General features: G+C 67.6%; 13 protein-coding genes. 9 read left to right on the top strand and 4 right to left on the bottom strand.

Features of this window, described 5'->3' with window-relative positions; all coding sequences use genetic code 11:
• Positions 1–194 precede the first annotated feature (194 nt).
• The gene (locus tag J0F76_RS17985) at positions 195–1,085 is read left to right on the top strand and encodes a YihY/virulence factor BrkB family protein (protein WP_207471590.1); all 891 of its coding nucleotides are present in this window, start codon (positions 195–197) and stop codon (positions 1,083–1,085) included.
• Between the two features lie 33 nt (positions 1,086–1,118).
• On the opposite strand, the gene J0F76_RS17980 is transcribed toward J0F76_RS17985, so the two are convergent.
• On the bottom strand, positions 1,119–1,925 hold the full coding sequence (locus tag J0F76_RS17980; protein ID WP_207471588.1) for a response regulator: 807 nt from the start codon (positions 1,923–1,925) through the stop codon (positions 1,119–1,121).
• 97 nt (positions 1,926–2,022) lie between these two features.
• Here J0F76_RS17980 and J0F76_RS17975 point away from each other — a divergent pair, with 97 nt between their 5' ends.
• The 7 genes from J0F76_RS17975 to J0F76_RS17945 are packed head-to-tail and all read left to right on the top strand — an operon-like array spanning position 2,023 to position 8,640.
• A complete protein-coding gene (locus J0F76_RS17975; protein WP_207471586.1) occupies positions 2,023–2,169 on the top strand; it encodes a NepR family anti-sigma factor in 147 nt (48 codons plus the stop codon).
• A gap of 34 nt (positions 2,170–2,203) precedes the next feature.
• Complete coding sequence (locus J0F76_RS17970) at positions 2,204–2,770, top strand: RNA polymerase sigma factor (RefSeq protein ID WP_242690379.1); 567 nt, start codon at positions 2,204–2,206, stop codon at positions 2,768–2,770.
• 9 nt (positions 2,771–2,779) lie between these two features.
• Positions 2,780–4,564 (top strand): sensor histidine kinase, encoded by a 1,785-nt coding sequence (locus tag J0F76_RS17965; RefSeq protein ID WP_207471583.1) that lies wholly within the window; start codon positions 2,780–2,782, stop codon positions 4,562–4,564.
• Positions 4,565–4,613: 49 nt separating this feature from the next.
• On the top strand, positions 4,614–5,294 hold the full coding sequence (locus J0F76_RS17960) for a paraquat-inducible protein A (protein ID WP_207471582.1): 681 nt from the start codon (positions 4,614–4,616) through the stop codon (positions 5,292–5,294).
• Positions 5,291–5,947, top strand: a complete 657-nt coding sequence (locus J0F76_RS17955; protein ID WP_207471581.1) for a paraquat-inducible protein A — start codon at positions 5,291–5,293, stop codon at positions 5,945–5,947. Before J0F76_RS17960 ends, J0F76_RS17955 begins: the two co-directional genes overlap by 4 nt.
• A gap of 7 nt (positions 5,948–5,954) precedes the next feature.
• Positions 5,955–7,997, top strand: a complete 2,043-nt coding sequence (locus tag J0F76_RS17950) for a PqiB family protein (RefSeq protein WP_207471580.1) — start codon at positions 5,955–5,957, stop codon at positions 7,995–7,997.
• Between the two features lie 4 nt (positions 7,998–8,001).
• Complete coding sequence (locus tag J0F76_RS17945) at positions 8,002–8,640, top strand: PqiC family protein (RefSeq protein ID WP_207471579.1); 639 nt, start codon at positions 8,002–8,004, stop codon at positions 8,638–8,640.
• Positions 8,641–8,707: 67 nt separating this feature from the next.
• Here J0F76_RS17945 and J0F76_RS17940 read toward each other — a convergent pair whose 3' ends face one another.
• From J0F76_RS17940 to J0F76_RS17930, 3 genes are all read right to left on the bottom strand, one after another.
• Positions 8,708–9,175 (bottom strand): hypothetical protein, encoded by a 468-nt coding sequence (locus tag J0F76_RS17940; protein WP_207471578.1) that lies wholly within the window; start codon positions 9,173–9,175, stop codon positions 8,708–8,710.
• Between the two features lie 154 nt (positions 9,176–9,329).
• The gene (locus J0F76_RS17935; RefSeq protein WP_207471576.1) at positions 9,330–11,288 is read right to left on the bottom strand and encodes a S8/S53 family peptidase; all 1,959 of its coding nucleotides are present in this window, start codon (positions 11,286–11,288) and stop codon (positions 9,330–9,332) included.
• A complete protein-coding gene (locus tag J0F76_RS17930) occupies positions 11,279–12,307 on the bottom strand; it encodes a phosphatase PAP2 family protein (protein ID WP_207471574.1) in 1,029 nt (342 codons plus the stop codon). Before J0F76_RS17930 ends, J0F76_RS17935 begins: the two co-directional genes overlap by 10 nt.
• A gap of 252 nt (positions 12,308–12,559) precedes the next feature.
• On the opposite strand from J0F76_RS17930, the gene J0F76_RS17925 reads away from it, so the two are divergent.
• Positions 12,560–14,023 (top strand): SARP family transcriptional regulator, encoded by a 1,464-nt coding sequence (locus J0F76_RS17925; RefSeq protein ID WP_207471572.1) that lies wholly within the window; start codon positions 12,560–12,562, stop codon positions 14,021–14,023.
• Positions 14,024–14,108: the final 85 nt, after the last annotated feature.

The following is a 14,108-nucleotide window of genomic DNA, read 5'->3' as shown; positions in this document are numbered from 1 at the left end:
GGGCGGCAACACGGGCCCCCGTGCCGCGCGGCCCGTGCCGCTGCCGCCGCGCCTGACCCCGGCCGAGGCCGCGGCCCATGCCGAATTTGTCGCAAGGCTTGGGGAAACGTCGATCTGGGGGCGCTATACAGGTTGACAGTCGCGGCTGCCGATGACGCCATGACGGCAGGCCGACCACAAGGACGAAGGTTCCGATGTTGACCCTGCTGCGAGAGTTCTGGGCTTTCTGGTCGGCGATCTTCGAACGCATGGACAAGATCCACATGGGCCTGATCGCCGCGGGCGTCGCCTTCTACGCGATGTTCGCGGTCTTTCCCGGCCTTGCCGCGATCCTGGCCCTGTGGAGCCTGTGGTTCGATCCGACCGTCATCATGACCTATCTGGACGTGGCGCACGAGTTCCTGCCCGAGGATGCCGCCGACCTCATCGACAGCCAGGTCGTGTCGCTGACCTCATCGGGGCGGACGTCCGTCGGCTGGGCCTCGTTCGTGTCCTTCATGGTGGCAACGATCTCTGCCCGCGCCGGGGTCGATGCGCTGGTGCGCGGGCTGAACGCCGCCTACGGGGTGCGGTCCCACTCCACGATCGTCGGCTTCGTGCTGGCCTACGGCCTGACGCTGGCCATTGTCGGCATCTCTCTGGCGGGGCTTGCGACCATCGTGATCGTGCCGATCCTGCTGAATTTCGAGGTTTTCGCACAGGTCCGGGCCTGGGCGGTCGCGGGCCTGCCCTGGGGGGCGATGTTCCTGCTGGTGATCCTGGGGATCGGCATCCTGTACCGCTATGGCCCCAACGTGAAGACGCCGCGCACGCCGGTCTTCACCTGGGGCGCCTTCTTCGCGGCCGCCCTGTGGGCGGGGGCCTCGGTCGCCTTTTCGGCCTATCTCAGCAGCTTCAACAGCTACAACCGGATCTACGGTTCGATCGGCACGGTGGTCGCGCTGCTGATGTGGTTCTACCTGGCCGGGTTTTCCGTCCTGCTGGGCGCGCTGATCAACGTCGAGATCGCCCGCCGCCGCCGCATCCGCGCCGCGCGCGAGGCCCGGGCCTCGCTTGTGGAAGGCATAAAGAAGGCGGCGGAATGACCCGCCGCCCCGCTGTTCCGGGCGGATGCCGGCCTAGGCCGCGTCCAGTCCTTCGGTCGAGGCGAAGAACATCGCCTGGCTGACGGCGGACCGCACCTGTTCCTCGTTGTAGGGCTTCGAGATCAGGAAGGCCGGCTCGGGACGTTCGCCGGTCAGCAGCCGCTCGGGGAAGGCGGTGATGAAGATCACCGGGATGTCGCCCATGTCGCGCAGCAGTTCGTTCACGGCGTCGATGCCCGACGATCCGTCGGCCAGCTGGATATCGGCCAGGATCAGGTCCGGGCGCTGCTGGCCCGCCAGCTCGATGGCCGCGGAATGGGTGCGGGCCACGCCCGTCACCTCGTGGCCCATGGCCTGGACGATGCCCTTCAGGTCCATGGCGATGATCATCTCGTCCTCGATCACCATCACCTTGCCGCGCAGGGACGCGCTCATCTCGGCCAGGGCGATGCCCACCAGTTCCTCGGCCTCGGCCTCGTCGATCTGCATGACCCGGCCGATCTGGTCGAAGCGCAGTTCCTCGATCGTGCGCAGCAGCAGGGCCTCGCGCGAGTTGGCGGTCAGGCCGCGCAGGTGATCCTGGGCGCGGCGCTCGCGGGCGGTGCGGTCGGTCTCGTCGATGGGCTGGCCCGAACTTTGCCAGATCGCGTGGAAGGTGCGGAACAGCCCGATGCGGGTGTCATCTTCCTCCAGCAGGATCGACCGGTCCGACAGGATCGCCTCCAGCGTGGCGGCGGCGTAGTTATCACCGGCTCGTTGGCTGCCGGTCAGCGCACGTGCATAGCGCCGCAGATAGGGCAGCTCGCGCCCGATGGACTGGGCCAGATCGGCTGACGACATCTTTTAACATCCTTCGAATTTCGCATATTGCGCGGAACCTATCCTAACCCCTACAGGTTGGACACCGTGCGCACAAGTTTCCGGGACTAACAAAGTAATGACATCGAAGCGAGATGACCGCCGCAAGGTGGCAGTCGAGAAGCAGATCGACGAAAATCTGCGCCGCGTCTATGAACAGGACGTGACCGAGCAGATCCCCGATCGATTCCTGGCCCTTCTCGACCAGCTGCGCGAGCAGAAGTGACTTCCTTGCAAACGCGACGATGGACGGTGAAAGAATGAAGAAATCCGCGACGACGGATCCGCGCGACCAGCTGGTGGACCATCTGCCCGCCCTGCGCGCCTTTGCCTTGTCCTTGACGCGCGAAGGGGCGGCCGCCGACGACCTGGTTCAGGACACCATCGTCAAGGCCTGGACCAACATGGACAAGTTCCAGGCCGGCACCAACCTGCGCGCCTGGCTGTTCACGATCCTGCGCAACACCTTCTATTCCGCCCGCCGCAAGACCAAGCGCGAGGTCAGCGACAGCGACGGCATCCATGCCGCGCGCCAGGCGACGCGTCCCGAACACGACGGGCGGCTTGCCCTCAAGGACTTCCGGGTGGCCTTCGCGCAGCTTCCCGACGAACAGCGCGAGGCGCTGATCCTGGTGGGCGCGTCCGGCTTTTCCTACGAGGAAGCGGCCGACATGACCGGCGTGGCCATCGGCACCGTGAAGTCGCGGGCCAATCGCGGGCGCCGCAAGCTGGCGGAACTGCTGCATCTGGAAAGCGGCGAGGAACTGGACATGACCGATCAGGCGACCTTGGCCGTCATGGCCTCCAGCCAAACCATCGCCCGCTAGGGGCCGCCGGTGTTCCGGCAGATCAACGACCGGCTGGACTTCACCCGCAAGCTGGGCTTCCGGCTTGGTGCCCTGCTGTCGGTCGCCATCCTGCCCCTGGGCCTGATCTCGCTGATCCAGAACTTCAACATGGTCCAGGAGGCCGAGCGCGGGGTGCAGATCGCCCTTCTGGGCCGGACCGCCTCGGCCGCAGCGGGGGAACGGGCGCTGCTGCAAAGCGCCCTGGGATCGGCCGACGCGCTGGGCCCCGCGGTGCTGGAGACGATGGATCGTCCGCAGGCCTGTTCCGACCTGATGCGCAACTTCATCGAACGCAGCGCGACCTATGTCTTCGCGGGCTTCGTGCCGCTGGACGGGCTCAGCAGCTGCAATTCGTCCAGCCGCGGGATACCTCTGGATCTGCGCGAATCCGAAGGCTTCAGGACCTTCATGGAACAGCCGGGAACCCAGGTCACGGCAATCTCGAGGGGCACCGCCACCGGCCTTCCTGTGGTGCTGGTGATCCAGCCCCTGTACCGCGACAGCGAGATGCTGGGCTATGTCGGCCTGTCCCTGACCAACGAACTGCTGCGATCGACCCACAATTTCGGCGTCGGCAGCGACGGTGCGCGGATCGTCACCTTCAACCAGAAGGGAGAGATCCTGACCTCGGACAGTGATGCGCAGACCAGCATCACCGACATCCTGCCCGAGAACATCGAACTGGTCAGCCTGTTGTCCCAGTCCGAGACGACCTTCCGCGCCCGCGCCGGCAACGGCGAAAGCCGCCTGTTCACCGTGGTGCCCGCCGTGCCGGGGCTGGTCTACGCGCTTGGCAGCTGGTCGCCCCGGACCGCGGGCGTGGGGCTGTTCCAGATCTCGCGCCTGGGGGCGGTGACGATCCCGATGGCGCTGTGGCTGGTGTCGCTGGCCGTGGCCTATTTCGCGGTGTTCCGCATGGTCCTGCGCCACATCACCGTGCTGCGCGGCCAGATGCGCCGCTTCGCCATCGGCAACCGCACCGAGCCGCCCCCGGTCCTGACCGATGCGCCGACCGAGATCTGCGACGTCAGCCAGACCTTTCACAACATGGCGCGCATCCTGATCCGCGACGAGGAAGCGATGGAGGAAGCCGTCGCCGAAAAGACGGTGCTGCTGAAAGAGGTCCATCACCGGGTCAAGAACAACCTGCAACTGATCGCGTCGATCATCAACATGCAAAGCCGGGTGATCGACGATCCCGACGCCAAGCGCGTGCTGCGTTCCGTCCAGGATCGCGTGGCCGCGCTGGCGACGATCTATCGCAACCTTTACCAGGCCGAGCACCTTGACGCGGTCGAGGCCGGCCGCCTGGTCTGCGACATCATCAGCCAGATGGTCAGCGCCTCGGTCGAGCCGGACAGCGCCCTGCGGATCGAGACGAACATCGAAACCCTGATCCTGCTGCCCGACCAGGCCGTGCCCCTGTCCCTGCTGACGACCGAGGCCTTCACCAATGCCCTGAAATACGCGGGCATCGCCCCCGGCGAGGAGGCGCCCTGGGTGCGCGTGAGCCTGAGCACCGTCGCGCCGGGACAGGCCGTGCTGGAGGTCGCGAACTCGGTCGGGGCCGATTCCCGCCAGTCCGAGGGGACCGGCCTCGGCAGCCAGTTGATCGAGGCCTTCACCACCCAACTGGAAGGCCAGTCCACCTTGGGGTTCGAGGGGAACAGCTTTCTTCTGCGGCTCCAGTTCGCCATCGAGGAAGGCAACACCATGGTCGAGGAACGCAATGTGGTGCTGACCTCTGCCGCGCGGCTTGGGGCGCAGCATTAGGCCGACGATCGCGCTTGCGCGGCCCGGGGGGACCACTATCTTGCATGTCATGGATGCGCGCGACACATTTGACCTGACGACCGGCAGGGGGTTGATCGCCTGCCCGCGCTGCGACGCCCTGCATGTCGAGGAAGAACTGCAACCGGGCGAAACGGCGCGCTGCATCCGCTGCGGCGGCGTCCTGGCCAAGCCGCGCGGCGGCGCGTTCATCCAGCTGATCGCCCTGTCCTTCACGACGGTCGTGCTGATGATGGGTGCGATCTTCTTTCCGTTCCTGGAAATCTCGCGCATGGGCTTCGGCAATGCCACGTCGCTGTTCGGGGTGGCGATGGCCTTTGCCGACGGCGTGCTTCTGCCTCTGGTGCTGGCGGTGATGGCGATGATCGTGGGCCTGCCGGTGCTGCGGTCCTTTCTGCTCGTCTATACCCTGGTGCCGCTGGCCCAGGGGCGCGCGCCCTATCGCCATGCTGCCCGCGCCTTCCGCTGGTCCGAGGAACTGCGCCCCTGGTCCATGGCCGAGATCTTCGTGATCGGCACCGCCGTGGCGCTGGTCAAGGTGGCCGGGCTTGCCACGGTCCATCTCGGCCCGGCGTTCTGGGCCTTCTGCGCCCTGATCCTGGTGAACCTCGCCTCGCGCGGGTTCATGTGCCAGACCACCATCTGGGACGCGATCGAGGATGCCGGACTGCGCACCGACGGACGCGAGATGGCGCAGGGCCGCACCCCATGAGCGACCAGCCGGTGATGACCGCCCATCGCGCCGGGCTGATCGGCTGCCGGTCCTGCGGCCGCGTCTGGCCCGAGGAACAGGAAACCTGCGATCGCTGCGGCGCGGATCTGGTGCCGCCCGACCGGCGGGGGTTGCAGAAGGTCTGGGCCTGGTGGCTCGCGGGGCTTGTCATGTACGTCCCCGCCAACCTGTTCCCCATGATGCGCACCCAGACCTTCGCCGGCCTGCAGGGCAGCACCGAGGCGACGATCCTGGAGGGCATGGTCGAGCTGATCCATTACGGCAACTACGACATCGCCGTCATCGTCTTTGTCGCCTCGGTCATCGTGCCGCTTGCCAAGTTCCTGTCGATCGCCTGGCTGGCCATGGTCGCCGGGCAGCCCGCCACGGTCGAGCAGGCCCATGCCCGGCTGAAGATCTACGAGGTGGTCGAATTCATCGGCCGCTGGTCGATGATCGACGTCTTCGTGGTGGCGATCCTGTCGGCCCTGGTGCAACTGGGCTTTGTCGCCTCGATCCATCCGGGCCCGGCCGCGGTGTCGTTCGCGCTGTCTGTTGCCTTCACCATGCTTTCGGCGCAAAGCTTTGATCCAAGACTGATCTGGCGCGGCTTGCCGCTGCGAAGCCGGACGGGCCACGAGGGGCAGGACTAGCGACACGATGACCGACCATCAGCCGCCGCTGAAACCGGCTAGCCCTGCGCGCAAGACGGCCGCGCGCGCCGCCCAGGCCGGGATCAACGTCATCTGGCTGGTCCCCATCATCGCCCTGGTGGTGACGCTGGGGATCGCCTGGAACGCCTATGCCGACCGCGGCCAGACCATCAAGGTCGAATTCGCGGACGCGACCGGCGTGACCCCCGGCGAGACCGTCCTGCGCTTCCGCGAAATCACCGTGGGGCAGGTCGAATCCGTCAGCTTCACCCCGGACCTGTCCCGCGTGGTGGTCGAGATCCGCGTGGACAAGGACGTGGCCCCCTATATCGACAGCGAGGCGGCCTTCTGGATCGTCCGTCCGCAGGTCACGGCCCAGGGCGTGACGCGGCTGGATACCGTCCTGACCGGGTCGTTCATCGAGGGGTATTGGGACGCCAGCGTCACCACCCCGCAGGACCGCTTCGTGGGTCAGGAACGCCCGTCCCTGGTGCGCAGCGACACGCCCGGAACCTGGGTCACGCTGTCGATGGAGAATGCCGACGGCATCAGCGAAGGCGCCCCCGTCCTGTATCGCGGCGTGCAGGTCGGGCGGATGGAAAACCTGCGCCTTGCCGATACCGAGGATCAGGTCATCGCCGATGCCTTCATCGAGGCGCCGCATGACAAGCGCCTGACGACGGCGACCGTGTTCTGGGACACCTCGGGCTTTTCGCTGTCGCTGGGCGCGTCGGGCGTGTCGTTCAACGTGAACTCGCTGTCCTCGCTGCTGCAGGGGGGCGTGTCCTTCGACACCCTGGTCAGCGGCGGCCAGCCGATCCAGCCGGGCCATACCTATTCCCTGCAACCCGACGAGGACACGGCCCGCAACGACATCCTGGCCAGCGACAACGCCGAACCCCTGCGGATCAGCATGTTGATCGACGATTCCCTGCGGGGGCTGGAAAAGGGCGCCGATGTGCAGTTCCAAGGCCTGCGCGTGGGCCAGGTCACGGATCTGGCGGTCACGGTGGACGACGGGAACGACAAGATCCGCCAGGTCGTGACCATGGCGATCTCTCCCTTCCGGCTGGGCTTGGCGTCCGACGCCACGCCCGAGGATGCGCTGGCCTTCCTGCAGCAGGCCGTGGCCGACGGGCTGCGGGCGCGCGTGGCCAGCGCGGGCTTCCTCGGCACCTCGCTGATGGTCGAACTGGTCGACATCCCGGATGCCGCGCCGGCCGCCATCGACACGGCCGCCAAGCCCAACCCGATCATCCCCTCGGTCCAGGGCGATCTCGAGGATTTCACGGCAAGCGCCCAGGGCTTCCTGTCGCGCGTCGGCAACCTGCCGATCGAGGAGGTGCTGAAATCCGCCACCGACATGATGAACAGCATCACCGCCCTTGCCAGTTCCGAGGACACGCGCGCCATTCCCGGCAGCCTGCGCGAAACGCTGGACCAGGCCAGGGGGGCGGCGACCGACATCGGCGGCATGGCCCGCGACCTGCGCGACAGCGGCACGGCCGAGAACATCGCGCGCCTTGTCGAGGAAGCCGCGGCCGCTGCCGAAGCCGTCAAGCTGGCGGCAGCCGACGCGCCCGAGATGGTCGAGCAGATCGACGCGGCTGCGGCGGCGGTCGAGGAGTTCAACTTCTCGGAGATCAGCGCCCAGGCGGAAGGGATCCTGGCCGACCTGCGCGCCATGCTGGGCAGCGAGGATGCCGAGCAACTGCCGCGCAACCTGTCGGACACCCTTGAGGCGGCGTCGGGCCTGCTCAACGACCTGCGCGACGGCGATGCGGCCGGCAGCCTGAACGACGCGCTGGACAGCGCCAGCGTCGCTGCCGACGAGATCGCGGCATCCGTTCAGCGCCTGCCGCAATTGATCCAGCGGCTGGAGGCGACGGCGGCACGGGCGGACGGGGTGCTGGCCTCCTATGGCGAGCGGTCGGCCTTCAACACCGAGGCCATCAACATGCTGCGCGAACTGCGCCGCGCGACCGAGGCCTTCGGCTCGCTGGCCCGGCTGATCGAACGCAACCCCCGCGCCTTCATTCTGGGACGATGACGCCATGACCCTGACCCTTCGCCTGCCCGCCGCACTCGCCTGCCTTGGTCTTCTGGGGCTTGGGGCCTGTTCGAACCCTGAAAAGACCGCGCGCTACCTGATCGACCCGCCGGTCACGGGCGAACAGGTGCCGAACCGGCTGGGCAGCGCGGAACTGAAGGACGTGTCGCTGCCCGAATATGCCTCGGGGCAGGAGGTCGCCTTCCAGACCGCCGACGGCGCGGTCCGGTCGAATCCCGACAACCTGTGGGCGGACAATCCGCAACGGGCCTTTACCCAGGCGCTGGCCCGCGCCATTTCCGACGCCTCCGGCGCGACCGTGATCGGGGAACCCTGGCCCCTTGCCGAACCCCCGCAGCGCGTGCTGGAGGTCCGCGTCGAAAGGGCGCTGGCGCAGGCCAGCGGCATCTATCGCCTGTCGGGCCGCTATTTCGTCTCGGATGAGGGCAGTGGCGGCGCGAACCATGCGCGCAGCTTCGACATCTCGGTGCCGATGGCGACCACCGGGCCCGGCGCCTCGGCGGCGGCCGCCTCCCGAGCCATCGCGATCCTGGCCCAGCAGATCGCCACCCTGTCGGGACCGGGCCGCACCATCGCCACGACGGCGCCTGCCGATCCCTTCGCGCTGGACCCGTTGTTCTGACACGGCATCTGGCGGATGGGGGGAAAAGCCATCCGCCAGACCACCCGCATGGGGAAAAGGGAACTGGTTACTCTGAAGAACCGGGCGGGTCGTTCCGGTCCCGGCAATCTCCGGGACGGGAAGCAGGGTCGTCGTCCGGGCCCGGCCTGCCCATGACGCGGACGATGACCGGAAGGACGAACTGGTCGAAGCAGGCACGGTCGGGCGCGAAGGCACCGGGATGGCCGATGCCTCCGCATTCTTCGCAATCCTCGATGTTGCCCCAGCAATTTGGGCAGGCACCCAGGGCGCAGGCCAGCATCTCGACATGGTCGGTCAGAAGCTGGTTCTCCTGCTCGAGCCGGCGAAACGCGGCCCAGCTTGGGCGGGCGGGGTCGGCGAGAGGAGCACCGACCCCCGAGCGCCCGGATATTGCCGCCTTCAGGTCTTCCTGCAGGTCATGGACCGGACCATTCTGCACACCCCCCGGTCCACCGCCCAAAAGCTGAAGCGCGGCAATGACGTTGTTGAAATTCGGAATTGTGTCGCCCCGCATGTCCGTCTTCTCCCTTGCTGCCTTGAAGTAAGTCGTCCATCCCGAGCGACCGATGATTGCCTTCAATGGAATCACTATCCACCGGTGCCGTGAAACGGGCGTGAATCCCTCGGGGTGGCCGTGCGTGAAAAAACCGTGGTTCAAGGAGCATGGCTTAAAACTCGGGAAAACGCGTGGGTTCGGGTTCCGACAGGACCGGCGGTTCGGCCTTGCCGCCGAACTGGTCGCGGGCCAGCCGGGCGATTGCGGCCCGTCCGTCCGGCCGATGTCCTTCCGACAGCTTGCCCGCCAGCCATCGCGTCGCCTGGGGCGCCGCCATCGAGGTGCCCGACGCCAAGGTGAAGCTGCCGCTGCCGCGACCGCGCACGATCATGCCGGTGTTGTTCATGCTGCGGTCCACCGGCGCCAGGCAGTCGCCCGCCTTCCCGCTGGCAAGAAGCGCCCCATAGACCGTCGCGCCCCCGGTCGAGCGATAGGCCGCCCCCGCCCTCAAGGGGCAATCCCCCGTTGCATAGGTGTTGACCGTGCCGGCCCGGATGATCCGCGCCTTGCCGCTTTTCTTCGGGTCGAAGGGAATCGCAAACCCGGCCTCGTTCCGGCTGCGATAGGCGGGATCGCTGAACCAGCTTTGCCGCGCGCCAGAGCGAAACCCGCGGATCGCCTCGTCGCGCTGGGTGGAAAGGTCGTAAACACGGCCATCGTCGCTTTCCCCGATCCCGACCCGCCAGTCGCCGGGTGACGCGAACACCTCGCCCGGCCGTTCGGGGCAGGTGGGCGCCGCCATCACGACGATGCCGTCGCGCCATCTGCCGTCCGGCAGCGGCTGGGGCACGTAATAGGCGCGCGCCAGCGGCAGCCCCCGATCGTCGGACAGGATCGAATACTGCCCGGGCCTGCGGAAGGCGGTCGTCGCCCGCGACATTCCGGGGGGCGTCAGCGCCAGCTGCAGATCGCCCCGGGGATCATGGTCGTAGGGCGGGCCCCAGATCTCGATGGCGTTGATGGTCGGATCGTCGGGCGGCAGGCGCCATGCGATGGACTGGCCCTCCCGCAGCCTTGCGCGCAGCCGCGCCTGGCGGTGGTTGCCCATGGGCAGCACGAAGTGGACCGGGCCCAGCCCCGGATAGTTCCGCTTCGACACGGCGTCCATGAACCGCTCCAGCAGGCTTCCGCCGTCCCGCGGCCCCGCCGTCAGCCCCAGGCTGAGATTGATCACCACCGGCAGCCTGACGGACCGGTGCGGCAACTTGCGCCTGGCCTCGATGAAGCGGCACAGGCGCCTGGCGCGTTTGACGATGAAGGCGATGCCCGCAAGGATGGCGACGGGGGCCATGACGCCCATGGAATCGGCGATGATGCGCGGCGGCAGGCAGACCGCGATCACCGGGTGGCGCTTCGCCCGGGGATCGGCGGGATCGAAGCCGGCGGCCAAGGGTGCCACGGCCGCGCCATGTCCCGTCTCGAACGCGCCCGAGGGCGGGGCCGGGCGGGTCAGGTCCACCGCCCCGGTCAGGCGATAGATCTCGTCCTCGCCACCGATCCGGCCCCGCGCGGCTTGGGCGAGCATCCTTGACAGTTCGGCGCCGCGCCATTCCGCGCCCGAGGGCAGGTCGTCGCCCATCCCCTTGCGAAAGGCCGCATCCTGCAGCCAAACCGAAGCCACGCGGCTGACATGGCCGGGCAAGGCAAGGCACTGGTGAGCGAAGGGGACCGCGTCGTCGATCACGCCGATGATGCAACTGGCGGCAGGATCGGGCAGGGCCCGATGGGACAGATAGGCCAGGCGGGGAACCGTCAGATCCTCATCCCCCAGGGGGTGGAAGTCCGGGTTCACCGCATCGTCCGACAGGACGCCCGCAGGATCTTCCCGGAAGTCGTCGAAGGCCGCCAGCATCCAGTCGAGCTTCGGCCCGATCAGGTCGACAAGGGCCTCCTGGAAGGACAGGATCGATTCGGGGATCAGCGGCGGGCGAGCCTTCGCCTCGCCCCGCCTTGTCCACAGGTCGTGGTAATAGTGCAGATAGGGCGACAGGCCGAGACGATGCCGATGAGAGGCCATGCAGGGCATGGACCATGTGCCGGGGGGCCGATCTGCACCGGATGTCAGCTCCATCGTGTCTGCCATTCATCGCCCGCGCGCTTGCACAGGGATTGCCACAGGGGCGCGGGGCGCACGGCGGCCGCGTCGTCCGGAAACGTGGTGGAGGGATCGCCACCCGCCATCATCCTGGCAAGGATGCCGGAATGGAAGTCGCGCGGCCTTGTCCTGTCGTGGAATCGCGTCCCGTCGAAGCGGGCCGACCCGACCGTGCCGGCCTGCTCCTGCCCCCGGGCCATCAGGTAGCGGCCCAGCTGGATGCCCAGCACCGCACCCGCCGCGCTGTCCGCCGGGAAATGCACCCCCGCCACCGTCCGGTTGATCGCGATACGGCAGGCAAGCCGATACAACTGGCTGTCGCTGACCGCGACGGACGCGGGCTCTGCCAGCAGCGTCAGCATGGTCGCCACCGTGAACATCTGCATGGCGTGGCCGCTGGGCAGGGTCGGATGGCCAGGCTCGGGGATCATCGGCTGGATGCGGTCGCTGAACTGGCTCGGCCTGGGACAGCCGAGCGCGATCTTCACGCGCATCACCACGGGCGTGACGAGGGCAAGGCCGGTTTCCAGCATCTCGATCACGGCGGGCGTGCGGGCCGGGGTGATCGGCAGGATGGCTGCGGCAAAGGGGACCAGGTGTTCCTTCTGCACCAGGATCTCGGCGGCCCGGTCGGCGCGCAGCTCGGCATAGGCTGCGACAAGCGGTGCCGCCTGGGCGAAGTCCTGCACCCCGGGCCGGATGATCGTGGCAAGCGGCCTGTATTGCGCCGCCCCGGTGCCATCCCCCGCCGCGCGGCGCTGGACCGTCACGGATCGCGCCGTCCTGCGAGGGGGGTCATAACCCTCCTCCGGGTAATCCTCGACCTGGAAGGCGATATCCTCCAGCAGTTCTGACACCAGGACCGCTTGGCGGAACTGCGCGTCCATCCGCCGGAGCCGGGCAGCGGTGTCCAAGGCCGCGTCCTGGGCGGGTGACGTCCTGATCGTCTCGGTCCCGACAATGGCGTCCCGGGTCCGCATCAGGGCGGCAGTCATGAGCGTGTCGGCAGATCCCCCTGAGACCTCGCCGTGCTCGCCATGTTCACCATGCTCACCGTGTAATATGGGCATCCTCGAACCCCATTAACCAAAGTGAATCGAAACACTGTATCTTTGCCGTAAGGGAAAGCGTAACAACGAGTTCGGATTTCGCCTACAGCTTTTCGTTGCATGCAGCCGTTGACGCTTCGCCTCATGGGACCGGTCGAGCTGATCGGACCAAGAAACCGTCGCCTGACCCCGCGAGGCATGCGCGCGCGCGGGGCGCTTGCCGTTCTGGGCAGCGCGACCTCCATGCGGGTGCTGCGGGCGCGTCTGCAGGATCTTCTGTTCAGCACGCGCGACCCCGACCATGCCAATGCCAGCCTGCGTCAGGTGCTGCGTGAAATCCGCATCAGCCTGGGCGATGACCGCGAGGCCTTGGTCAGTGGACCGGGATGGGTGGGCCTGGACGGCAACCTGATCCGGCTGGACATGACCGCCCGCCCCGGCCCGGACGGGCAGATGCCGGAATTCGCATCCGACCTGGATATCGAAGACCCGGAATTCGAGGACTGGCTGCGCGACGCCCGGATGCATTCCGAACAGGCGGTGACGCCCATGGCGCCCGAACCCTCGCTGCTGCCGGTCCTGCTGACGGCCGAGCCGATGGCAAGCGATACGGACAGCGGTGTTATCGCGGCCATGGTCATGGGCGAGGCCGCGGGCCGGGTCTGCGATCTGGTGCCGCTGGTGTCCATGCCCGACCGCGCCGATCCGGGACAGGCCGCGATCGTGCTGTCCGCCGTGGTCAACCGGATGGGCGACGGCATCCACATGCTGGTCCGGCTGAGCCACCGGCCCAGCGGGCGGACATTCTGGTCGCACAAGTTCGTCCTGGATGCAGGCGACCTGACCGGCGCCATGAGCATCTGCACCGCCCAGATCTGCGTGGGCATCCTGCGCGTCCTGGAAGCCCTGCGCACCGTCGATGCCGCCCTGGGCGTATCCTTCGCCGATGTGTTCAGCTTCAATCAGGCGCGGTTGTCCCGCGCCGAAAAGGCGCTGTCGGGCATGGATGACGGGGTCAATGCGTCCCTGACGATGGCGTTGCGGGCCTGGATACTGACCACCCAGGTCTTCGAACGCATGGTGCCCGATCCTCAGGGCAGCATCCAGAAGGCGCAGGAATTCGCAAGCAGGGCACGCGAGGCCGATCCCTACAGCGCGACCGCCCTGGGCGTAGGCTCGGTGGTCGAGGGCTACATGAAGCACGGCCAGGTCAGCTTCTGGCTGGCCCAGCAGGCCGTCCAGATGGACGCGCGCAATCCCTTGGCGCGGTATGCCTATTCGCGCGCGCTGACCGACCTCGGCCGCCACAAGGAAGCCCATCGCGAGGCGCAGGCGGGCCTGGCCGAGGCGCTGTCGGTCCTGAACCCCGCCACCTGGCAGATGCGCATGGGCATCTCGCTGACCCGCCTGGGCCGCTTCGAGGAAGCCGAGCAGCGCTTCGACGCCGTCCAGCAGTTCGCCCCCGAAAACCGTCCCTCGCTGCGCTTCCTGGCGGCACTGCGATACCACCGCCACGACGAGGAAGGCGCCTTGTCCGCCCTGCAGGCGCTGAAGAAGGTCGAGCCGGGCTTCTCGCTGGAGGCGATGCGCAGCGACAGCTATCCGGTCGCCACCCTGCGGCAAGGCGGGCTGCTGGGGGTCACGCGGTCGGGGCTGCTCTAGAGCATGTCGCGGGCATCGAGATTCAGGATTCCCGGCTAGCCTATGATGTGCTTCCCTTCTGCTGAGGCAGGTATGGGGGGTCTGA

The sequence above is a fragment of the Paracoccus fontiphilus genome (assembly GCF_017356265.1).
Taxonomy (GTDB): domain Bacteria; phylum Pseudomonadota; class Alphaproteobacteria; order Rhodobacterales; family Rhodobacteraceae; genus Paracoccus; species Paracoccus fontiphilus.
The sequence above is the reverse complement of the archived record's forward strand: the minus strand, read 5'-3'. Positions and strand labels throughout refer to the sequence as shown.